Here is a 19,069-nt window from a genome sequence, read left to right on the forward strand (position 1 = left end):
CGCCTGCTCGAGGCGAGCGGAAGAGCGAGGCGGCTTTATAGCGACAGGTCCGGGCTTGGGCAAGCCGGTCTTGCATGTGAATTTTTTCCTTTTCCGGCGGTTGCCCCCGCTCGCGACGCTCACTATGGTGCGGCGCTCAGCTCCCAGCCTCTGGCGATGTGAGCCGACAAGTGGTGGGACGTAGCCAAGTGGTAAGGCAGCGGATTTTGATTCCGCCATTCGGAGGTTCGAACCCTCCCGTCCCAGCCAATCTTTTCAATGGGTTGCATGGTTTTTCCGGTTCTGTTCCCGTGCCGGATACAGGGCGACGCTCCTCCCGTCTCGAACGACACAATCCAGCGCATGGAGCAGCCGCATGGAATTGATGGGCTATGCTGTCGCAAGCTTCCTGGTTGCGTTTCCAGCCTTGTTCTCGATCGTCAATCCGATCGGCGGCGCTCTGATCTACAACCAAGTGACCTCCGGACGATCCGGCAGTGAGCGGTCCGCGCTCGCGTGGCGGGTGGCCGCCTATGCGGCCATCGTCATGCTCGTGTCGCTGTGGGTTGGTGCTTCGCTCATGAGCTTCTTTGGAGTGAGCGTCGAAGCCCTGCGGATCGCCGGTGGCTTTGTCGTTGCCGCTACGGCTTGGGGGATGTTGTCCAATTCCACAGAAAGCGAAATCCGCAAGCATGAGCAGGCCGCGCCTGCGGCCGGTGCGGAGGATGTCGCCTTCTTTCCTCTCACCATGCCATTCACCACCGGTCCCGGGACGATTTCGGTCGCGATTGCCTTGAGCGCGAGCCGGCCGTCGTCGGCTGCGGAGCTCGTGCCGTTCTTTGCGGGATTGTCAGCGGCGGCCTTCGCCGTCGCGATCTTGGTCGGCATCTGCTATGCGTCGGCGGATCGGGTCGTCTCCTTGCTCGGACCGGCGCGCGCGCGCGTGTTGACGCGCTTGGCCGCTTTCCTGCTCCTCTGCATCGGTGTGCAAATTCTGCTCACAGGCGCTCAAGGCGCGATCACGGTCGCACTCGAAGCGGCGCGGATGAACGTTGTGCCCTAATAGCCGCGTGTCTCAGCGCACCTTCGAGGTCTTGCGGGCGTGGGTCGCAACCAGATTGTCGGCGGCCCTGCGATCGCGAAGCGCGACCCAACGACGGCAACTCGCGAGTGCCATAGCGCACGGAGGGGGCGGCAGCGTTTCGTTCGCCTGACTTCCAGGAGATTTGTCGGGCAGTTGGAGGTGATCCGGGATCAGATTGCGGTCCTGATCACACAGCTCAATGCCTTCGGCATCGCGGCCACCGCGCATCGCATCCTCGATGTGGTACCGCTTCCCGCAGACCGATACGTGAGGCGGCAAGTGGGTGCGCTCGAACGAGTCGTAACCTTGCTTGAGATCGGCCCAGAAGTCTTTCCACTGGCTTGTGGCATTGACCGTGACGTTCGCATCGGTCATCCGGAACGGAAATACGTGCACTTGAACGTGTGCCACGCCTCTCCGTAGCGTTGCGGAGACCAACTCATACAGTTCCGCGTTCACGGCGTTGGTCATCGCGAAGCAGCCGATCGAGTCACAGCCACCGTGCACAAGGATGAGGGACCCGTTGCGGCCATTCACACGGTCGAACACGTTCGGATATCCGATGTCCAGAGAGCGGCGCCAGCGATCGCCGTGATGCAGCTGCCGTTCCGTGATGGTGTAGAAGCCCTCCGGTGCCTGGCGGTCTCCTTCGCGCAGCTTGGGACCCAGTGTTCCGGACCAGAAGCAAATGGGGTAGGTCGCAAACGGCACGAAGACGCCGTCTTTTTCAAACCACACCTCGAGCTCGGACTCCGCCTTGAACACGCGGATGATCATGCGCGAGCCAAGGGTGATGCCGCTGGCAGTGAGCCGCGAGAGCAGTGTTTGCGTGTCGGGTGTGCCGGGTAGGGGAAGAAGAAGCCGGCCTTGGCGGGCGGCGCTGCGGCGCTCAAGCCGTTCGGCGGCGGCGGGATCGAACGAGGGGGGAGCGGCTCGCGCCTCGACAAGGGCGAGCGTCTGAATGGCGCTAAGGAGTGCCAGGAAAAGTAAGCGTGCTCCCCCTGATGTCGCCAAATTGCATCCTCCGGTTACGTGTCCTCACCAGAAGCTGAAGAACGGAGTATAGCTCGGCGCGCGCCGATTGCGACGGTCATAGTAGTAATAGTCGTCGCCGTAGTAGCGGTAGTAATCAGGCGCAGGTTGACGCGGACGCTTCTTGATCCCGCCCTGCGGTTCGCCGCTGATAAGAACGACAAAATCCGTGGCTTTTCCGGTTTCCTTGCTCACATCCTCGTCGGAGACGATGATTGACGAGCCCGGCCACACGTATTCCGAGAGGCGTGGCGCGACATCCGGCGGGAGCGTGATGCGATCCAGAGCGGCGGTGGCTGCGCTCAGATCCGTCGGTGGTGGTGTGTGGTCTTTCTTACCGTTCTTGTGCTCAGTACGGTCGTAGTAGTCGTCAAGCTCGCGCGGGCCGGTCGATACGGCCATCCAACGAACGTCGTTTCCGGAGCCCGTATAGTCCACAGCCGTATACACAAACGTGCCGATAGGTTTCTCGGGTTCGGCAATGGTGACGGGCGTATCGAAGACGGGCTCATGACCCTGACGCACGTAGAGATGCTGCTTCTTCAGACTGATGAACACTGAGACGGGGAGCGTCTTGCGTTTTGCCTCCTGAGCGACGTTGACGGCCGCCGTCTTGGCTGCATTTGCCGCAGCCAATTCCGCCGTCGCTGCGGCCAGAGCTTCCGCTGGCGCTTTGTCGTCAGCTTGGGCCTTGGCTACATCCTCTGCCGCTTTCGTCGCAGCCGCAGTGGCCTTGGCGAGCGTGTCTTCGGCCGATTTCTTCTGCTTGTCGGATTTCGCTTCTTCGATCTGCTTCTTCGCGCGATCAACGCGCTCGTCGGCCTTTTGCTTGGCAGACTCCGCCCGCTTCAGCGTTTTGGCCGTCTTTGCACGTTCGGCAGTTTTTGTTTTTTCGACCTTGGCGAGCTCTTCAGAACGCGCCGTTGCGGCTTCCGCCGCCGGCATCTTTTCGGCGGCGGCTGAGCGGAGCGAAGCGAGCAGGGCCTGGCGTTCGGGCCAGTTGCTGACATCGGGCTCAAAGGGATTGCCTTGTTCGTCTTGCTGCCCGCCGTCCGGCGCATAAGCAATTTGCGTCGTAACGGGGCGCGTGCCCGCCACCGTCGGCTTGAAGAGCAAGGGATGGGCAATTTCGACGGGCGCTATGTCGTTGCGTGCCACGACGACGCGCATGCCCAGCTTCGACAGCGGGAAGATTTGCTCTGCGTAATTGTGCGGCAGCCGTACGCAGCCGTGCGAAGCGGGATAGCCGGGCAATGCGCCGGCGTGAAGTGCGATGCCGGACCAGGTGAGCCGTTGCATGAACGGCATGGAGGCGTCGTCGTATAGGTTTGAATAGTGATCTTTGTTCTTCTGCAGGATGCTGTACACGCCGACGGGCGTCTCGTAGCCGGTCTGTCCGCTTGAAATGCGGGCGCGCACGGCTGCGCCGCTGCCGTCGTAGACCGAAATGCGCTGGTCGCGGATCGAGACGACGGCCAGCCTGGGCGGACCCGCGAGGGGCTCCTGGTGCTTGGCTTCCTCTTCCTTCGGTTTCGATTGCTCCGGCTTGCGCGCACGCTGGGGGCGGTAGTAGTCGCGGTCGTAATTGTTATAGCGATAGCGATCGTATCGCTCATACCGGTCGTAGCGGCCGTAGCGATCATAGCTCTGGGCCAACGCTGCGGTCGTACCCGCGATCCCTAGGAGGAGGGCGGTTAGCGTAAGGCTTGTGAAGGTCTTGGATATAAGCCGAGGAAGCATGGATTGACCCGCGAGCTCGAATTTCCCCTGGCGATGTGCCGGTAGTTTAACTCAAAATTCCGGTGCGCGTTCCATCTATTGGCGCGCCGCGCCTCGTGCATTAGTCGCGGGCAACAAGGCTGCTGCAAGGCGCCTAACTTTCCGTGAATTCTGGGGATGTAGGTATGACATTGGTGCTCATTCACGGCGTACCAGACACCTGCCGCGTGTGGTCCCGTTTGATTCAACAACTCCAGGCAGGATCCGTGGAGGCGTTGTCGCTGCCCGGGTTTGGGCACCCGAGACCGACAGGCTTCGAGGCAAACAAGGAAGATTATCTGGCCTGGTTGATCCAGGCTCTGGAGGCCATCCCCGGTCCGCGCGATGTCGTCGCGCATGATTGGGGCTCAATCTTGTTGTTGCGGGTGCTTTCGGTGCGGCCCGACCTTGTCAGAAGCTGGGTTGGCGGCGGCGCACCTTTTACGCCGGACTACACGTGGCACCCGACTGCTCGGCTCTGGCAGACCCCGGGTGCGGGGGAAAAGGCGATGGACCGGCTGACGCCGGATCTTGCCGTAGACATGCTCAGACGGGCAGGGCTTTCCGAAGGCGATGCCCGCGACACGGCGAGCCACATCGATGGAGAAATGCGGGACAGCATTTTGCGGCTTTACCGCTCGGGCCGAGATGTTTTCAACGAGTGGGGCCCCTCTCTCTCCCGTATTGCCGCTCCCGGCCTGGTGCTTTGGGGTGAGCGCGACGCGTATGCGTCATCCGGCTTCGCGGATCGCATCGGCGACATTACGGGCGCGGCTGTTGTGAAACTGGACTGCGGTCATTGGTGGCAATTGGAGCGGGCCGGGGAAACCGCGGCCGCCATAACGTCTTTCTGGCGGCGCGCGGGTCTTTGATTTCAGCCCGGAAGCCGGTTCTTCCGTTTCGTGACGGTACGCGTCAGTCGATCGGGAACAGGCTCGTCGAGGACGCTGTTGAAGGTGCGAGGCAGCACCCAACGCGTGGCATGGAACATCTCATATTTGCGGCGAAGGCCGCTGTCTTGGGGAAGCGCTTCGCGGATCCGTCGAGCGAGCGGTCCACTCAGCTCGCCGTCCGCGTAGGCCATTATTAACGCGTCGGGTATCGAAGTATGCATTACCACTCCCGTGAGCAAATCTCCGGCGTGTCCGGAGCCGCGAGGCAACGCTTCGCGACTCCTCAACAACGGATGAGGTATGCCGTTCCGTCGCCGAAAGTTCCGGGTTCGGTTGATCTAACGTGGCAACCGTGCCCATTGAGCAACAGGTTGCAGTCGCTTACAGCGCCGGAATTTTTCCCGTATGCTCATAGAGGCGCGCTCGTGCGGGCGCCGCTTGGCGTTGCGCAGCTTCGCTTTAGGCCAGCGGTCGTGCAGGGCATGCCAACGTCGCTACCAGTTGGAGCGTGCCATGGCGAAGAAGCTCAAGAAGTCTGAGAAGCTCGATCTGATCCTGTCGGAGCTTTCCAAGCTCCGGGCCGAAATCAACGCGCTAAGCAAGCGTCAGCCCGAGCGAAACGTACGGTCATCCCCGAAGAAGGCGGCGGCTCCGGCACGCAAGACTGCGAAGCCGGCGGCCAAAAAGGTTTCTGCGGCGAGCCGCAAGCCTGCATCAGTGCCGCGTCGGCCTGTGCTCGTTGCGTCGCCGGAGGCTCCGAAGTCGGCTGCAGGTTGAAGATCAGGCGGCGATGGTCGCTGGCCTGCGCGATCCAGTCAGGGCACGCCACGTCATGAACGGGCGAATTTCTGTGGCTTGACCATCGGCGAGGCGCAGAAGAGGCCACGTGCCTTTCTCGCACGCGATGACGTGTGCGGTGATCCACCTGTCGACGACTTCATCACCCGCACCTGCAGGCCGCCAGACGCGATACTTGATCTCGACAATGTCGCCCGGTTCGAGTGCTTCGATGCTTGCCAACATTGTTGCCGCTCCTGGTTTTCGATCGGCTCGAATCCGCTAGTGGCGCGACCATAGGGCTGCAACGTCTCAGTTTCTTGGCACCTTCGGGGCGAGAATAAGAACCGCTTGGCGTGGCGCGCACACTCTTGCCTCCCAGAATTTCGCCACGGTTGTGACCGGATGCGTTGCTTCGAAGTTTGGCAAGCTGAGCCATCCAATATTTCATATTTGTGACGGCGGTTCGCGGCGAAATGGCGCCGCGAACCGCTTCGAGTTTGCGTTGACGTCGTTCCTGTCTCGACGGCTAAAGTGTTGTTGTCCTTGGCTCGTCGTTGGCGAACCTGTTCGTTCGAGCACTCGTTAGTTGGCGCACTTGGGCAGACTTCTCCCGTTGACTTGGAAGGGCGCGCGTCATGCGTGCCCTTTCTTTTTAAGCCCTTCGTCCGTCATCAAATCGTCGTTCACGCGTCATGCGGTTGTTACGTGAATCCGGGATCTCTCTAGGATTGACGGGTTCAATCGCGAGAGGATTGCGGGCCTGCGATGGAATGGACTGCCTTTCTACTCTGCGCCGCCGCGCTGCTCATTCACATGCTGTCCGCAGTGCTCGCGCTCTATCGCACGCGACGGACAACGTCGATCGTGCTGACGGACGAGCAACTTCCTCCGGTGACGATTGTCAGACCCGTGTGCGGGCTCGATCCTTACGACGAGGCAACGCTTCGTTCGACGTTTGCCCTCGCGCATCCCGAGTTCGAAATTCTGTTCTGCTCCGCGCGCGAGCGCGACGCGGCCGTGCCGCTGGTCCGGCGCCTGATTGCAGAACATCCGCACATCAACGCGCGCCTTCTCATTGGTGACGACAAGAGCACGCCAAATCCAAAGCTGAATAACGTCATCAAGGGCTGGGGCGCCGCGTGCCATTCCTGGATCGTGATTGCGGACAGCAACGTTCTGATGCCGCGCGATTACGTTGGGCAGCTCTTCGCGGCCCTGCGCTCCGATACCGGGCTTGTGTGCTCGCCGCCGGTCGGCAGCCGGCCGGATGGTTTCTGGGCGGAAGTCGAATGCGCGTTCCTCAATACCTACCAGGCGCGCTGGCAGCTTTCCGCCGATACGATTGGGTTCGGGTTCGCGCAGGGCAAGTCGATGCTCTGGCGGCGCAATGTACTCGACGCCGCGGATGGTATCCGCGCGCTCGGTATTGAGATCGCGGAGGATGCGGCGGCGACGAAGGTCGTCCGCTCGAAGGGATTGCGCGTGCGGCTCGTGGATCGTCCGTTCGAGCAGCCGCTGGGGACTCGTACGCGGCAACAAATCCTGGATCGTCAGGTGCGGTGGGCGCGCTTGCGGCGGGCGACGTTTCCGCTTTGCTATACGCCGGAGCTATTCACGGGCAGCCTGGTGCCGATTGGCGCCGCAGTCTTCGCGGCCCCGATCGCCGATCTCGATGGTGTCAGCGCGGGGGCGATCGTGGCGGCCCTGTGGTTCGGTACGGAAGCCTTGCTGGCGCGCGCGTCCGGCTGGCACGTGAGTTGGATCTCCCCGGCCGCGTGGTTCGTCCGCGACGTCATGCTGCCCGTGATCTGGCTCAAGGGCTGGATTGGGGATGGGTTCAACTGGCGCGGCAACGATATGACCGTTGCGGAAGCGGAGCAGGGCCGGGCCTAGACGGAGGGTCTCAGCCTCGGCCGCGATAGGGGGCGACGCCCTGGTCCGGAAGCCAAACGCCCTTTGGTAGCTCGCCTGTCTGCCAGAAGACGTCGATCGGAATGCCGCCGCGCGGGTACCAGTAGCCGCCGATGCGGAGGAAGCGCGGTTCGAGCAAAGCGACGAGACGCTTTCCGATCGCGACCGTGCAATCCTCGTGGAAGGCGCCGTGATTGCGGAATGAGGCGAGATAGAGCTTTAGGGATTTGCTTTCGACGAGCCAATCGGCCGGCACGTAGTCGATGACGAGGTGCGCGAAATCCGGCTGACCCGTCACGGGGCAGAGGGACGTGAATTCGGGCGCGGTGAAGCGGGCCACATAGGCCGTGTCGGAATGCGGATTGGCGACGCGCTCGAGCAGCGCCTTGTCAGGGCTCTCGGGGATGGCCGAGGATCCGCCGAGAAGCGTGACACCAGACGGAGGCTTGGTGCTCATGGCTCGCCCTCGCTATTCGGCTGCGAGTTTCGGCAGGGGCGCGCCGGTATAGATGCAGCCCTCGTGGCAGCTATCGCGCGAGACGTGAATCTCCGCGAGCCCCGGGACGCGGTTCTGCAACCGGTTCCAGAGCCAAATCGAGATGCGCTCGAGCGTTGGCAGCTCAAGCCCCTCGACCTCGTTCAGGAGGCGATGGTCGAGAGCGTCATGGGCCTCGGCGATGGCGGCAGCCAGATCGTCGAAGTGGAAGACGAGCCCGGTTTCCGCGTTCGGTTCGCCGTCGATGACGACGCGCGCGCGAAATGAGTGGCCGTGTATCCGCGAATTGGGATGGCCAGGAGGGGCGGACGGCAGGAAGTGGGCCGCCTCGAAGAGGAATTCCTTATAGATGCGCATGGCGCTCAAATAGGGGATTTCGGCCGCTGGCGCCACCCCTCGGAGTGGGGCAACGGGCAGCAGGGCGCGGGTAACGGTTAAGGAATGCCGATCCGCTTGTGGGTCTGGACGGAGAGGCGCCATGCCGGGTTGGCTTTGACGTAGGTCACGGCTGCGGCGGTGTTGGCAGCCAGATCGGGGCCGTCCATGGGGCTCAGGAAGCGGCGCGGGAAATCCAGGTCGAGTAGGCTTTCCGGTGCCAGCCCGGCCTGCGGATAGACAAGCTTCAGTTCGTGGCCGGAGATCTGGCGGAGCTCGTTGCCCGCCTTGGGGCTGACGCAGATCCAGTCGAGACCCGGAGGAAGGGGCAGCGTGCCGTTCGTTTCGATCGCGATCGCAAAGCCGTGCCCATGCAACGCATCGATCAGCGGCGCATCGACCTGAAGGGCCGGTTCGCCCCCCGTCAAGACGACGAAACGTTCGTCCGAACCACCCTGCCAGGCGGCCAAAACGGCCTTGGCCAGATCGGCTGCGTCGCGGAACTTGCCGCCGCCTTCGCCGTCGGTTCCGACGAAATCCGTGTCGCAGAAGGTGCACGCGGCCGTCTCGCGGTCGCTCTCGCGGCCGGTCCAAAGATTACATCCCGCGAAACGGCAAAATACGGCCGCGCGGCCGGCGTTCGCGCCTTCGCCTTGCAGCGTGTAAAAGATCTCTTTGACGGAATACATGCGCAGATCCGTAGATCGTCCGGGCTCCCTGTCAAGCGGCACGCAGTCGCCCTCTGGGTTCGGTTCCTGGGAACTCCCGGCCGAGGAAAGGGTATCTCTTTCGATAGCGAGGCGCAAAAATTGAGGCCCGGCATGCAATGCTCAGTTTGCGGCGCGGAATCTGAAGATCTCAGCTCCGGTGATTTCGACGGCTTGATCGTTCGCTGTAAACGGTGTGGCGAGTACGCGGTGGCGGATGGCGCGCTCAACGATTTCCTGCGTCTCGATTACGACGCGCGGGTCGCCGTTCTCGACAAGGCCAAGGGCGCGGCCGGAGGAAGCAATCGCCCGACCATCACGCCGGCGAGCCTCTGACTGCGGGGCGACAGGCACACGTCAACGCTTGCCTGCCGCCCGCGTGTCTCAGTGTCCTTCGAGTTCGGGTCGGCTGGTTTCGAACAGGAACCAGTGGCGCCGTTCGGTTTCATCGATCCACACTTCGAGAAGGCTCGCAGTCGCGACGTCGTTGTGTTCGTCGGCGAGATCGTGAACGGAACGCAGACGCGTGACGAGATCCTTGTTGTCGTCGCGTAGCTCAGCAATCATGTCGAGCGCGTCGACATAGTCGGCGTCGTTGTCCTTCACGCGTTGCAGCTTGGCGATGTTGCCGATGGAGTGGATCGTGATGCCTCCGATCTTGCGTACGCGTTCGGCAATCGGATCGGTCATGGCAAAGATCTGATCGGATTGCTCATCGAGCATGAGGTGGTAATCGCGGAAGTGCGGGCCGCTCATATGCCAGTGGAAATTCTTGGTCTTGAGATAGATGGCGAACACGTCGGCGAGAAGTTCGTTGAGGGCGCCGGAAAGGTCACGGACGGCGTTGCCGCCGAGGTCGGTCGGAGTTGCGAGCGGGGCCTTGCGGCGCTCGGCAGCTTTCTTCAGATCAGCCTTCGCTTCTGCCATTGGGGGCTCCATCGGGTTGCGGCGGGGGTGCCGTTCCTAAGGTAGGAACCGGACGGAAGGAAGGGAAGCACCCATGCAGGCGTCCGTGAGCCAGGTGCAGGCCAGGCTGGCTCACGGTTAACGCGCGGCTAGCGAAGGGCCAGGTGGATAGCCTCCTCGATGGGTGTCCGGCCACCCGTGTGTCCGCCGCTCACGGCAGGTTCGCGCGGAAGCAGAGGCGGCTGCGCCAGAAAGCGGGGTCTTGTGCCGCGATGAGGCTGGGCGGCGTGCACCAAAAAGGGGTGGCATAGATATACCGTCCCAGCTTCGCCCGATGCCAGCACCTCGCGGCAGTTTGAAGTTTCCGCGAAGTCTGACGCCGCTAAATCGCGCAGTGTCAGGCCCGCGTCGCCGGCTGAGGCTAATCTCCGAGCGATATCGAGGTGCGAGCCGACACGGATGCGGGTCGGTGCATCGTTTTCGCCCACATCCGAGAACAGGAACAGCATAAGAAGCAATCGGCCTCTGGACTGGACGTTCGCGCGCCAGTTCATGAAGTCGGGATCGTCGAAGCCAAAACTCACGTCGATATGCCAGCCAGCATCGCCGGGATCGTGAGGAGAGGGAAAGCGCACAGGGAATGTCCCCATGCTCATGCACGGCAACCATCGTCCTTGGCCCGTCAGTTGATCGAAGGCGCGGTGCAGGATCGGTGTGTTGGCGGCATCGACGAGCGGGCGTTCGGTATACATGCCGAGCCGGATGACGGGGCGGGTCCACGTTGATGGATTGTCGGGATCGCAGCCCGTGTCCCGCCACAGGATCTGCCGCGCGTCTGCGGCCATCGCTTTTGCGAACGCTCGGTCGATTTTAACGAAGCCGTCGTGAATGAATCGCTCGATTTGCGCAGCGCTGAGCGCGCGCGGATTTTCGTCGGTGTTTTGCATTGAAATGCTCTCGTGAATGATCGCGAGCGCACGCCCATGCATTCGGGCGGCGTCTCTCATAGGACCTTAGGCATCCGTCTTCGAGCCCTCGAAGGGCGAGACGATCAGCCTCGGAAGAAGGTCGCTGCGATCTTGAAAGCACTCATCATGGCGTAGCAATTATGGTCGCAAGTGCGTCGCGAGACAACCCTCAGCCAGACTTTGATGCTTGCCAACTCTTCCAGCCATTGGCGCGCAGCTCGCAGGCGGGGCATGTGCCGCAGCCCCAGCCCCAGTCGTGGCGATGGGTGCGGTCGCCCAGGTAGCAGGTGTGCGTGTCCTCGCGGATGAGTTCGACGAGCGCTGAGCCGCCGAGCTCATCGGCCATGGCCCAAGTGCCCGCCTTGTCGACATACATGAGCGGCGTTTGAATGCTGAACGGCTTGTCGAGGCCGAGCGCGATCGCCTGCTCTTGGGCGCGGATGGTATCGTTGCGACAGTCCGGATAACCCGAGTAGTCCGTCTCGCACATGCCGGCGACCAGCGTCGAGATCCCGCGCCTGTATGCGACAGCGGCCGCGTAGACGAGGAACAGCAGATTGCGGCCGGGAACGAACGTCGAGGGCAAGCCGGCAGCCGTCATCTCGATTTCGGCCTCGCGCGTGAGCGCCGTCTCGCTGATGCGGCCAAACTCGGGGAGCGCGATCTCGTGGTCGGGCCCGAGCTTTTCGGCCCACTTCGGAAACGCGCGGCGCATGTGGTCAAGGACGATGCGGCGCTGCGAAAGCTCAACGTCATGGCGCTGACCGTAGGCAATGCCGAGCGTCTCGACGTGAGGATAGCGGTCCAGCGCCCAGGCGAGGCAGACGGCGCTGTCCTGGCCGCCGGAGAAGAGAACGAGTGCACCGTCGGCGGACATCAGAAATTCTTTCCGTCCACGTGGTTGATCCGGATGGTCGTGGGATCGATTTCGTCGATGCAGCGGACGTTGAGCGCAATCGTCTCAGTGCCGTCGGGCATTGTGCCGCGGCCAAAGCTCGTCACGCCGCAGGTCTTGCAGAAGAGGTGATGAATGACGCGCTTGTTGAACTGGTAATCGCTCAACGCCTCCTCGCCCGATTTGAGATCGAAGTCCGATGCCGGGATGAAGGCGAACAGGGTTCCCTTGCGTCGACACATCGAGCAGTTACAACTCAAGGCCTCCGCGATCGGCTCGCTTTTCGCCTCGTAGCGCACGGCGCCGCAGTGGCAGGAGCCATGATAGGTCGTCTTATCGGCCATTGTGCTAGGTCCTCCTGTTATTGGGGCGTCATGTGGGGCGGGTAGGGGCTGCTACCCAGTGGGGTCTTTCCGTGCCCTGCGAACCCGGTTACAACCCGCTCCTGCATTGGCGGACCCGGGCTCTTCAAGGCTCCTGCCGCCGCCGACCTTCCTCTGACAAAAAGCATTTGTCCATCAGACTTCTAAGGAAATTCCCATGACCGCCATTGTCGACATCCTCGGCCGCGAGATTCTGGACAGCCGCGGCAATCCGACCGTTGAGGTCGACGTGATGCTCGAAGACGGCTCCATGGGCCGCGCCGCGGTGCCGTCGGGTGCCTCCACGGGCGCGCACGAAGCCATCGAGCTGCGTGACGGCGACAAGGGCCGTTATCTCGGCAAGGGTGTTCAGAAGGCCGTTGACGCTGTGAACGGCGAGATCTCCGATGCGCTGATCGGGCTCGATGCGGAGGACCAGCGGGGACTCGACGCGGCCATGATCGCGCTCGACGGCACGAAGAACAAGAGCCGCCTCGGCGCCAACGCGATCCTCGGCGTTTCGATGGCAGCGGCGAAAGCCGCGGCGGAGGCTTCGGGCCTCGCGCTCTATCGCTATGTCGGTGGTACCTCGGCGCACGTGCTGCCGGTGCCGATGATGAACATCATCAACGGCGGCGCGCATGCCGACAACCCGATCGATATCCAGGAATTCATGATCATGCCGGTGTCGGCGGAGACGTGCTCCGACGCGATCCGGATGGGCGCCGAGATCTTCCATACGCTGAAGAAGAACCTGAAGGACGCTGGCCACAACACGGGCATCGGCGACGAGGGCGGCTTCGCGCCGAACCTCAAGAGCGCGGACGAAGCGCTGGGCTTCATCATGAAGTCGATCGAGAAGGCGGGATACAAGCCGGGCGAAGATATCTTCCTCGCGCTCGATTGTGCGTCGACGGAATTCTACAAGGACGGCAAGTACGAGCTTCACGGCGAAGGCAAGACGCTCGATAGCGCTGGTATGGTCCGCTATCTCGAAGACCTCGCGACGCGCTTTCCGATCATCTCGATCGAGGACGGCATGGCCGAGGACGACTGGGGCGGGTGGAAGTTGCTGACGGATGCCATCGGCAAGAACGTCCAGCTCGTTGGCGACGATCTGTTCGTCACGAATACCGAGCGCCTGTCGCGCGGCATCAAGGGGGCCACCGGGAACTCGATCCTGGTCAAGGTCAACCAGATCGGCACGCTGACCGAGACGCTCGATGCCGTGAACATGGCGCAACGTGCGGGCTATACCGCCGTCATGTCGCATCGTTCGGGTGAGACCGAGGACGCGACGATCGCCGACCTCGCAGTGGCGACCAACTGCGGACAGATCAAGACCGGCTCGCTCTGCCGCTCGGACCGTCTCGCCAAGTACAATCAGCTTATCCGCATCGAGGGTGAGCTGGGCGGCGTGGCCCAGTACGCCGGCCGCAGCATTCTGCGTGGCGCGCGCGCTGTCTAAGGAGACGGCGCACCGCCTTGCGCTTCACGAGCGATACCATACGAGAGCTTCGGTCTCGACCATCTTGATCCACGCGTTTTTGCAGTCGCTGTAGGCGTGGGAGTCGTCGGTGTGAAGGCTGCGGCAGCGCGCCTTCTCTCGATCGTACGCGCGTGCAACGTCGGGGCGCTGCCGGAGGTAGTCTCTGAACGCCAGATGACGGTCGATCTCGCTCGAGCCGATCTCGTAGCAGTGCAGCTGGACAAGGCGACGCCCTGTGTGCGGGTCGGTTTTCGTGCAATAGCGCCGTCCCGGCAGTCCTAATTCGCCCCACCATTCGTATCCGATGGCTTCGATGGCGTTTCTGTGCCTGTCGAGTTCCGGCAAGCTCGGAACTACCGGTATGAGATCGAGAATGGGCTTGGCGGACATGCCAGGAATGGCGGTGGAGCCGACGTGATGGACAGTCACAACGATCGGCCCCAAAGCCGCCGAAAGCGCAGCGCTGACTTCATCAGCCCTGGCAGCCCAGCGGGGATCGTGTGGCAGCAACTCGACTTGGATCGGGAGCGGTAGCGACATGAAGACCTCGGAGGCGGTACGGCGCTTTACCTCGCTTTAACAAGCGACGTTTTATTGTCTTTTCGTTCCCGGTTCTTATAGCGCGTAACGACGAACACCCGTGCTGCGTCAATCCATATATGATCGGCGAGCCAGGCCGCGGCAGGCGCTGGTGTTGCTTCTCTGCCTAGGTTTAACGGCCTACTTCGCCTATCACACCCTCAAGGGCCGCCACGGCTTCGAGGCGCGAGACAAGCTGCTGGAGCGTGAAAGCGTTCTGCAGTTTGAAATCCAAAGCCTCGAAGCCGTGCGCGCCAAGTTGGAGCGTGATGTCGCGCTCCTGCGGCCCGATCTTCCTGATCCCGATTTCGTTGAGGAGATCGCACGCGAAGTGCTGGGCTTTGCTCATCCGCGTGACCGGGTCCTGATGGACAATTCTCCGGCGGGTTGATCCCTTCTGGAGAGGCTTTGCCGCCAAACAACCCGCGCAAAATACCGACAGATTGGTCGGGCTTGCCTCCTTTTGCGCGTTTGCGGTTTGCACCGCAACATCAGCTGCGCTGGCTTCCGGGCACGCTCGTCGTGTAAGTTTCGTTGTTCGTTGGCAGGGTGGGCCGGAGCCCAGGCCGCTGTTGGGATGTATTGTTTCCGATCTCTCATTCCACACGAGGAGCAGACATGACGGGGAGCAGTCTTGGTCCGGTTGGTGCGGAGGACATCATGTTCTCGCCGGACGAGGAGATTGCCGCCTATCGCAGCATGCTGCTCATTCGCCGCTTCGAGGAAAAAGCCGGGCAACTCTATGCGCTGCAGGCGATCCATGGCGTCTGTCCGCTCTCGATCGGACAGGAAGCTTCAATCGTCGGCATGATGCTGGCGGCGCGCGCTACAGATCCCGTTATCACGGGACACCGCACGCATGGCGCCCTTCTCGCGCGCGGTGTCGATCCGGCACGCGTGATGGCCGAGTTGCTGGGACGTTCGAGCGGATTGTCGAATGGGAAGGGCGGCACGATGCGCATGTTCGCGCCGGAGCATCGGTGCTACGGCGGCCACGGCGATGCCGGGCTTGGCGCCGTGCTCGGCGGCGGACTTGCGTTCGCGTCACGCTATCGTGGCAATGAGGATGTGACGCTTTGCTTCTTTGGTGACGGCGCAGCGCAGCGGGGCCGTGTCGCCGAGGCCTATAAGCTCGCCGCGCAGTGGGCCTTGCCGATCGTCTTCGTGGTCGACAACAACACGGCGGCGCCCGGCGCCAGTATCGTGCTTGGTTCGGTGCCTTCCGCCATCTCCCAGCGGGGCACGCCGTTCGCAATTCCTGGCGAGCAGGTCGACGGGATCGATGTGCGCCGCGCTCGCGCTGCGGGCCGCCGTGCCATCGACCGGGCGCGTCGTGGCGAGGGCCCCACGGTTCTGGAAATGCTGACGTACCGCTACAGAGGCCACGGGGGCATGCCTGCGCGTGCCGGATTGGCGGAACGGCGCATTGAAGACGCTGATCCCGTGTCCAAGGCGCGCGCAAGGATCCTATCGTCGGCGCTGCTCAGTGAGCGAGACCTCAAGGTGTTGGAGAAAGAAGTCAAAGACCGTGTCGCTGCAGCAGCCGCTTCAGCGAAAGCGACACCTGTGGCCACAGCGGCCGATCTGTTCACTCACGTCGAGGCCTGAGACCCACTATGCGTCGTGAAATACTCATGCCTTCCGTGACGCCGTCGATGAAAGACGGAAAGATCTCGCGTTGGCACGTGGCTGAAGGGCAGGCGGTTTCGGCAGGCGATCTTCTGGTGGAGGTCGCGACGTCGTCGGCTACGCTCGAAATCGAAGCCGAGAACGAGGGGCGCGTTGAGCGCATTCTGGTGCCCGCCGGTACGGAAGGCGTGAAGGTCAACACACCGATCGCCGTGCTGTTCGGTTCGGCAACGGCCTCCGGTCCTCGTGCTCCCGCAGTGACCGCGCCGCTGGCTTTTGCCTCGCTCGAGCCGTTGCCTCGCACCAAGCCCGTTTCGCCGGATCGTCCAGTCCCGGTTGCGGCGTTGCTCGGGGCGGGTCCAACATTTCGCGAAGCCCTACGCGATGCGCTCGCCGCAGAGATGCGGCGCGATCCGGAGGTGTTCCTCATCGGGGCCGATGTGGCGCAAAACCGTGGTGCGATGCGTGTCACGCAAGGTTTGCTCGACGAGTTCGGGCCGGAGCGCGTCGTGTCCGCGCCGACGGTGGACGAAGCCGTGCTTGGGCTGGCCGTCGGAGCAGCGTTCGCGGGACTGAAGCCCGTGGTCGAACTCAGCTCGTGGGGCCGGTCGATGGACGTGATCGGTCCGTATCTCGTCAGCGCATCGGAGACCTTCTATCTGTCTGGTGGACGCTTGCCGGTGCCGATTGTTTTTCGCGGAGCAAACGGCTTCGTTCCTGGGATGACGGGTCAGGACGCGCGGTGCGTCGCGGCGCAACTTGTGCAGATTCCGGGCCTCAAGGTCGTTCAGCCGGCGTCGGCGGCTGCCGCCTCGGTGCTGTTGCAGGCGGCCATCCGTGATCCGGGGCCGGTGGCTGTGCTGGAGGATGCGCAACTCTACGGGATGCGTGACACCGCGGCTTTCGGTGACGTTGCCTGGATTGGCGCGGCGCGGATCGCGCGGTCCGGTACCGATGTGACGATCGTGGCGGCTGGCCATGCAGTCCTTGTCGCGCTCGAGGCAGCAGCCGTGCTCGCCCGGGCGGGCGTCGAAGCTGAAGTCGTCGATCTCATGTCTCTCCGTCCGCTCGATCGGGAGGCCGTCGTCTCCTCAGTTGCTCGCACAGGCCGCCTGCTCACTGTCGAGGAGGGGTGGGGCGAAGGTGGCATCGGAGCCGAGATCATTGCTTGCGTCACCAGTAGCTGCTTCCGCGACCTCAAATCTCCACCCCTCCGACTGTCGGGCGCGTCGCTGCCGATGCCGTATGCTGCCGAGCTTCAAGCGTCGGCGCGTCCTGGTCCGGATCAGGTGGTCGGCGCAGTCTTGGCGCTGGTGCGCGGCGCCTAGCCGTAATTTCCATCGTTAAAACAGCAAGATAACGGCATTCTCTTTTGTGCGTGTCGGCGAATCGGCTGCTGATTCGCGCGCTGGGCGGTGCACGGAGGGAGTTTTCGACGGTTTTGTGTGCAACTTGTTGATGAAAGCTTGTGGCGCCGCCGCCACGGGGCCTGTGTTTCCACAGATTCGGGCCTGTCAATTTGGCCAATGCACGGGCATTTTGTGGGGGGCTTCTTGTGACCGGCTCGGACTCGCACGTAGACCAAGAACACGTACAGGCAACACTGCCAGGGATAGTACGTCACGGGGGACTACCATGCATAAATCGTCGGCAACACTCGTCTCGGTTGCGCTCGGCGTCACACTCTTGGCCGGCTGCTCATCCGACGGCGGACTCCTCGGCACTTCGCTCACCACGCAGTCCATCGGCACGAACCCTTCCGGTACGGCCGTCGCTGCGGCTCCGAAAGTCGATCCAGCCTGCTATTCGCTGCAGCAGAAGATCGACACACTGCGCAAGGATGGCCTGACGGAGCGCCTCGAAAAGGCGGCTTCCGGCGGAAAATCGACAAACGTTTCTGTGAAGCGCACGTCGCTGGCCCAGGCTGCTGAGCTCGACAAGGCCAATGCCGAGTTCCAGGCCAAGTGCTCCGCCTTCGGTCCACGGCCAGTGCAGGCAGCAGCGCAGGTCACTCCGGTAGCGAACTCGGCTCAAGTCGTCTCCGCGACGGCGCCGAAGACACAGCCCGCGATTGCCCCGCCAGTCGTTCAGCAGCGCCAGTAAGCGAGCAGCCGAAACTTCAAGACGCCTGACTTGGCTCAAGACGTACCGCGCGTACGCCTTGAGCCGCGCGCATATTTTTTCAGGCAGTGCCGGGGATTTTCCCTTGTTATGCCAAGGTGCTGCATCGCGGCCACACTTTTGCGCGAAAGGCCTGCAATGAGCGGCCAGGGGTTCAATAGCTTGGACGAACCTCTTAACGTGTAGCGTCGACTATGCTTCGAGAGGGCTTCCGATCCATGACTGCGAAGGCGCGCGGCGGCGCATTTCGATTTGCTATTCTAGGCGCCGTTGGAGCCGCGATCGCGGTTTCCGGCTGTGCGTCAGGAGGCGGGAGCGGCCCGACCAGCAAAGCCCTCGCCAACGGCGAGACTTGCGGCTCGATCAAGTCTCAGCTCAACAAACTCGATGCGCGGGGCGTGCCGTCATCCGTGCAGGCGCAGGCGGCCGGCAAGAAGATCAGCGGGCAGCAGAAGGCCGACGCCGATCTCTACAACCGGCTTCTCAATGACTACCTCGGGGCACGCTGCCACGTTTGAGCCGCCTGCTGGCTAAGGCCGGCGTAGGCGCGTTGGGCTTTATCGCTGCCGTCACACGTTCGCGATAATTTCTCCGTACTGCGCAAACGGTGCGCGGGCGTTCCAGTTCGCGTGTCGACAGTTTGCACGATAGTGCTTCTAAGAGACGGCCAAATACGGGGCGCTCCGGAAGCATTTTCAATGGGGAGCGGACGATGGACTACGTACAATGGGCGACTGACAACAAAGTTTGGATCATCATGGTCCTTAACGGCCTCGTGGCGGGCTGGCTCGCTGGCCTTCTGCTCGGCGGCGGGGGATTGATCCGTAACCTCATTGTCGGCTTGATCGGCGCGATTGTCGGCGGGTATCTCGTCGCCGCCGGTCTTCTGACGCTGCCGTACGACTTCGACGCGTATTTCCCGTATGGAAATCAGGTCGTCGTTTCGACGATTGGCGCGATGCTCGTGGTGATTGTCGCCCGCTTCCTCGGGGGGCGCTGACCAACCTGGAAAGGCGCTTGTCGGAGTTGCTCGGCACTGCGGCGGTTTATCCCCTCCTTGGGTCGGTAGGCCGAGGCGAATTCCTGGGCTAAGCTCGGTGATCTC

General features: G+C 62.6%; 24 protein-coding genes and 1 tRNA gene. 13 read left to right on the top strand and 12 right to left on the bottom strand.

Annotated elements, in window-relative coordinates; genetic code table 11:
- Positions 1-174 precede the first annotated feature (174 nt).
- Both VHO05_RS16980 and VHO05_RS16985 read left to right on the top strand, forming a co-directional pair.
- A tRNA-Gln gene (locus VHO05_RS16980) sits at positions 175-249 on the top strand.
- 106 nt (positions 250-355) lie between these two features.
- The gene (locus VHO05_RS16985; RefSeq protein ID WP_329647800.1) at positions 356-1,042 is read left to right on the top strand and encodes a MarC family protein; all 687 of its coding nucleotides are present in this window, start codon (positions 356-358) and stop codon (positions 1,040-1,042) included.
- 12 nt (positions 1,043-1,054) lie between these two features.
- On the opposite strand, the gene VHO05_RS16990 is transcribed toward VHO05_RS16985, so the two are convergent.
- Positions 1,055-2,077 carry a murein L,D-transpeptidase family protein gene (locus tag VHO05_RS16990; protein ID WP_329647801.1) on the bottom strand — a complete coding sequence of 341 codons (1,023 nt, stop codon included), beginning with the start codon at positions 2,075-2,077 and terminating at the stop codon, positions 1,055-1,057.
- A 24-nt stretch (positions 2,078-2,101) separates the two neighbouring features.
- Complete coding sequence (locus VHO05_RS16995) at positions 2,102-3,835, bottom strand: L,D-transpeptidase family protein (protein ID WP_329647802.1); 1,734 nt, start codon at positions 3,833-3,835, stop codon at positions 2,102-2,104.
- Positions 3,836-3,999: 164 nt separating this feature from the next.
- Here VHO05_RS16995 and VHO05_RS17000 point away from each other — a divergent pair, with 164 nt between their 5' ends.
- Entirely contained in the window at positions 4,000-4,725 is a 726-nt protein-coding gene (locus tag VHO05_RS17000; protein ID WP_329647803.1) for an alpha/beta hydrolase, read from the top strand.
- Between the two features lie 2 nt (positions 4,726-4,727).
- On the opposite strand, the gene VHO05_RS17005 is transcribed toward VHO05_RS17000, so the two are convergent.
- Positions 4,728-4,967, bottom strand: coding sequence for a hypothetical protein (locus VHO05_RS17005; protein WP_329647804.1), 240 nt, complete (start codon positions 4,965-4,967; stop codon positions 4,728-4,730).
- A gap of 292 nt (positions 4,968-5,259) precedes the next feature.
- Between VHO05_RS17005 and VHO05_RS17010 the strand changes: the two genes are divergently transcribed.
- Positions 5,260-5,523 (top strand): hypothetical protein, encoded by a 264-nt coding sequence (locus VHO05_RS17010; RefSeq protein ID WP_329647805.1) that lies wholly within the window; start codon positions 5,260-5,262, stop codon positions 5,521-5,523.
- A gap of 3 nt (positions 5,524-5,526) precedes the next feature.
- Here the strand turns inward: VHO05_RS17010 and VHO05_RS17015 are convergent, their stop codons facing one another.
- Complete coding sequence (locus VHO05_RS17015; RefSeq protein ID WP_329647806.1) at positions 5,527-5,769, bottom strand: hypothetical protein; 243 nt, start codon at positions 5,767-5,769, stop codon at positions 5,527-5,529.
- A 522-nt stretch (positions 5,770-6,291) separates the two neighbouring features.
- On the opposite strand from VHO05_RS17015, the gene VHO05_RS17020 reads away from it, so the two are divergent.
- On the top strand, positions 6,292-7,419 hold the full coding sequence (locus tag VHO05_RS17020; protein ID WP_329647807.1) for a ceramide glucosyltransferase: 1,128 nt from the start codon (positions 6,292-6,294) through the stop codon (positions 7,417-7,419).
- 10 nt (positions 7,420-7,429) lie between these two features.
- Here VHO05_RS17020 and queF read toward each other — a convergent pair whose 3' ends face one another.
- The 3 genes from queF to queE all read right to left on the bottom strand — a co-directional run bounded on the left by queF (position 7,430) and on the right by queE (position 8,997).
- Positions 7,430-7,894: a preQ(1) synthase gene (gene queF, locus VHO05_RS17025; RefSeq protein ID WP_329647808.1), complete on the bottom strand. Its 465-nt coding sequence runs from the start codon at positions 7,892-7,894 to the stop codon at positions 7,430-7,432.
- A 12-nt stretch (positions 7,895-7,906) separates the two neighbouring features.
- Positions 7,907-8,290 carry a 6-carboxytetrahydropterin synthase gene (locus VHO05_RS17030; protein WP_329647809.1) on the bottom strand — a complete coding sequence of 128 codons (384 nt, stop codon included), beginning with the start codon at positions 8,288-8,290 and terminating at the stop codon, positions 7,907-7,909.
- A gap of 77 nt (positions 8,291-8,367) precedes the next feature.
- On the bottom strand, positions 8,368-8,997 hold the full coding sequence (gene queE / locus VHO05_RS17035; protein WP_329647810.1) for a 7-carboxy-7-deazaguanine synthase: 630 nt from the start codon (positions 8,995-8,997) through the stop codon (positions 8,368-8,370).
- 132 nt (positions 8,998-9,129) lie between these two features.
- Here queE and VHO05_RS17040 point away from each other — a divergent pair, with 132 nt between their 5' ends.
- Positions 9,130-9,351: a hypothetical protein gene (locus VHO05_RS17040; RefSeq protein WP_329647811.1), complete on the top strand. Its 222-nt coding sequence runs from the start codon at positions 9,130-9,132 to the stop codon at positions 9,349-9,351.
- A 48-nt stretch (positions 9,352-9,399) separates the two neighbouring features.
- Here VHO05_RS17040 and VHO05_RS17045 read toward each other — a convergent pair whose 3' ends face one another.
- The 4 genes from VHO05_RS17045 to VHO05_RS17060 all read right to left on the bottom strand — a co-directional run bounded on the left by VHO05_RS17045 (position 9,400) and on the right by VHO05_RS17060 (position 12,128).
- Complete coding sequence (locus tag VHO05_RS17045; RefSeq protein ID WP_329647812.1) at positions 9,400-9,942, bottom strand: DNA starvation/stationary phase protection protein; 543 nt, start codon at positions 9,940-9,942, stop codon at positions 9,400-9,402.
- 128 nt (positions 9,943-10,070) lie between these two features.
- Entirely contained in the window at positions 10,071-10,868 is a 798-nt protein-coding gene (locus tag VHO05_RS17050; RefSeq protein ID WP_329647813.1) for a phytanoyl-CoA dioxygenase family protein, read from the bottom strand.
- Positions 10,869-11,058: 190 nt separating this feature from the next.
- Complete coding sequence (queC, locus tag VHO05_RS17055; protein ID WP_329647814.1) at positions 11,059-11,766, bottom strand: 7-cyano-7-deazaguanine synthase QueC; 708 nt, start codon at positions 11,764-11,766, stop codon at positions 11,059-11,061.
- Complete coding sequence (locus tag VHO05_RS17060; RefSeq protein WP_329647815.1) at positions 11,766-12,128, bottom strand: GFA family protein; 363 nt, start codon at positions 12,126-12,128, stop codon at positions 11,766-11,768. Before VHO05_RS17060 ends, queC begins: the two co-directional genes overlap by 1 nt.
- A gap of 196 nt (positions 12,129-12,324) precedes the next feature.
- On the opposite strand from VHO05_RS17060, the gene eno reads away from it, so the two are divergent.
- Positions 12,325-13,614: a phosphopyruvate hydratase gene (gene eno, locus VHO05_RS17065; protein ID WP_329647816.1), complete on the top strand. Its 1,290-nt coding sequence runs from the start codon at positions 12,325-12,327 to the stop codon at positions 13,612-13,614.
- Positions 13,615-13,638: 24 nt separating this feature from the next.
- On the opposite strand, the gene VHO05_RS17070 is transcribed toward eno, so the two are convergent.
- Positions 13,639-14,175, bottom strand: a complete 537-nt coding sequence (locus tag VHO05_RS17070) for a GrpB family protein (protein ID WP_329647817.1) — start codon at positions 14,173-14,175, stop codon at positions 13,639-13,641.
- 151 nt (positions 14,176-14,326) lie between these two features.
- On the opposite strand from VHO05_RS17070, the gene VHO05_RS17075 reads away from it, so the two are divergent.
- The 6 genes from VHO05_RS17075 to VHO05_RS17100 all read left to right on the top strand — a co-directional run bounded on the left by VHO05_RS17075 (position 14,327) and on the right by VHO05_RS17100 (position 18,964).
- Complete coding sequence (locus VHO05_RS17075) at positions 14,327-14,605, top strand: FtsB family cell division protein (protein ID WP_329647818.1); 279 nt, start codon at positions 14,327-14,329, stop codon at positions 14,603-14,605.
- 227 nt (positions 14,606-14,832) lie between these two features.
- Complete coding sequence (locus VHO05_RS17080) at positions 14,833-15,822, top strand: thiamine pyrophosphate-dependent enzyme (protein WP_329647819.1); 990 nt, start codon at positions 14,833-14,835, stop codon at positions 15,820-15,822.
- Between the two features lie 8 nt (positions 15,823-15,830).
- A complete protein-coding gene (locus tag VHO05_RS17085) occupies positions 15,831-17,171 on the top strand; it encodes a pyruvate dehydrogenase complex E1 component subunit beta (protein WP_329647820.1) in 1,341 nt (446 codons plus the stop codon).
- 307 nt (positions 17,172-17,478) lie between these two features.
- On the top strand, positions 17,479-17,946 hold the full coding sequence (locus tag VHO05_RS17090; protein WP_329647821.1) for a hypothetical protein: 468 nt from the start codon (positions 17,479-17,481) through the stop codon (positions 17,944-17,946).
- A gap of 236 nt (positions 17,947-18,182) precedes the next feature.
- Positions 18,183-18,482 carry a hypothetical protein gene (locus VHO05_RS17095; RefSeq protein WP_329647822.1) on the top strand — a complete coding sequence of 100 codons (300 nt, stop codon included), beginning with the start codon at positions 18,183-18,185 and terminating at the stop codon, positions 18,480-18,482.
- 194 nt (positions 18,483-18,676) lie between these two features.
- Positions 18,677-18,964 (top strand): GlsB/YeaQ/YmgE family stress response membrane protein, encoded by a 288-nt coding sequence (locus VHO05_RS17100; RefSeq protein ID WP_329647823.1) that lies wholly within the window; start codon positions 18,677-18,679, stop codon positions 18,962-18,964.
- The last annotated feature ends 105 nt before the right edge of the window (positions 18,965-19,069 follow it).

Source organism: Hyphomicrobium sp., from assembly GCF_036262015.1.
Lineage (GTDB): Bacteria > Pseudomonadota > Alphaproteobacteria > Rhizobiales > Hyphomicrobiaceae > Hyphomicrobium_C.

Excerpts from the sequence above, each read along its gene's own strand:
- VHO05_RS17050 (WP_329647813.1), bottom strand. The coding sequence starts at position 10,868 with ATGCAAAACACCGACGAAAATCCGCGCGCGCTCAGCGCTGCGCAAATC.
- VHO05_RS17020 (WP_329647807.1), top strand. The coding sequence starts at position 6,292 with ATGGAATGGACTGCCTTTCTACTCTGCGCCGCCGCGCTGCTCATTCAC.
- eno (WP_329647816.1), top strand. The coding sequence starts at position 12,325 with ATGACCGCCATTGTCGACATCCTCGGCCGCGAGATTCTGGACAGCCGC.
- VHO05_RS17045 (WP_329647812.1), bottom strand. The coding sequence starts at position 9,942 with ATGGCAGAAGCGAAGGCTGATCTGAAGAAAGCTGCCGAGCGCCGCAAG.
- VHO05_RS17005 (WP_329647804.1), bottom strand. The coding sequence starts at position 4,967 with ATGCATACTTCGATACCCGACGCGTTAATAATGGCCTACGCGGACGGC.
- VHO05_RS17010 (WP_329647805.1), top strand. The coding sequence starts at position 5,260 with ATGGCGAAGAAGCTCAAGAAGTCTGAGAAGCTCGATCTGATCCTGTCG.
- VHO05_RS17060 (WP_329647815.1), bottom strand. The coding sequence starts at position 12,128 with ATGGCCGATAAGACGACCTATCATGGCTCCTGCCACTGCGGCGCCGTG.
- queE (WP_329647810.1), bottom strand. The coding sequence starts at position 8,997 with ATGTATTCCGTCAAAGAGATCTTTTACACGCTGCAAGGCGAAGGCGCG.
- VHO05_RS17090 (WP_329647821.1), top strand. The coding sequence starts at position 17,479 with ATGCATAAATCGTCGGCAACACTCGTCTCGGTTGCGCTCGGCGTCACA.
- VHO05_RS17100 (WP_329647823.1), top strand. The coding sequence starts at position 18,677 with ATGGACTACGTACAATGGGCGACTGACAACAAAGTTTGGATCATCATG.
- VHO05_RS17000 (WP_329647803.1), top strand. The coding sequence starts at position 4,000 with ATGACATTGGTGCTCATTCACGGCGTACCAGACACCTGCCGCGTGTGG.
- VHO05_RS17070 (WP_329647817.1), bottom strand. The coding sequence starts at position 14,175 with ATGTCGCTACCGCTCCCGATCCAAGTCGAGTTGCTGCCACACGATCCC.
- VHO05_RS16985 (WP_329647800.1), top strand. The coding sequence starts at position 356 with ATGGAATTGATGGGCTATGCTGTCGCAAGCTTCCTGGTTGCGTTTCCA.
- queF (WP_329647808.1), bottom strand. The coding sequence starts at position 7,894 with ATGAGCACCAAGCCTCCGTCTGGTGTCACGCTTCTCGGCGGATCCTCG.
- VHO05_RS17095 (WP_329647822.1), top strand. The coding sequence starts at position 18,183 with ATGACTGCGAAGGCGCGCGGCGGCGCATTTCGATTTGCTATTCTAGGC.
- VHO05_RS17085 (WP_329647820.1), top strand. The coding sequence starts at position 15,831 with ATGCGTCGTGAAATACTCATGCCTTCCGTGACGCCGTCGATGAAAGAC.
- VHO05_RS17015 (WP_329647806.1), bottom strand. The coding sequence starts at position 5,769 with ATGTTGGCAAGCATCGAAGCACTCGAACCGGGCGACATTGTCGAGATC.
- VHO05_RS17030 (WP_329647809.1), bottom strand. The coding sequence starts at position 8,290 with ATGCGCATCTATAAGGAATTCCTCTTCGAGGCGGCCCACTTCCTGCCG.
- VHO05_RS17040 (WP_329647811.1), top strand. The coding sequence starts at position 9,130 with ATGCAATGCTCAGTTTGCGGCGCGGAATCTGAAGATCTCAGCTCCGGT.
- VHO05_RS16995 (WP_329647802.1), bottom strand. The coding sequence starts at position 3,835 with ATGCTTCCTCGGCTTATATCCAAGACCTTCACAAGCCTTACGCTAACC.
- queC (WP_329647814.1), bottom strand. The coding sequence starts at position 11,766 with ATGTCCGCCGACGGTGCACTCGTTCTCTTCTCCGGCGGCCAGGACAGC.
- VHO05_RS17080 (WP_329647819.1), top strand. The coding sequence starts at position 14,833 with ATGACGGGGAGCAGTCTTGGTCCGGTTGGTGCGGAGGACATCATGTTC.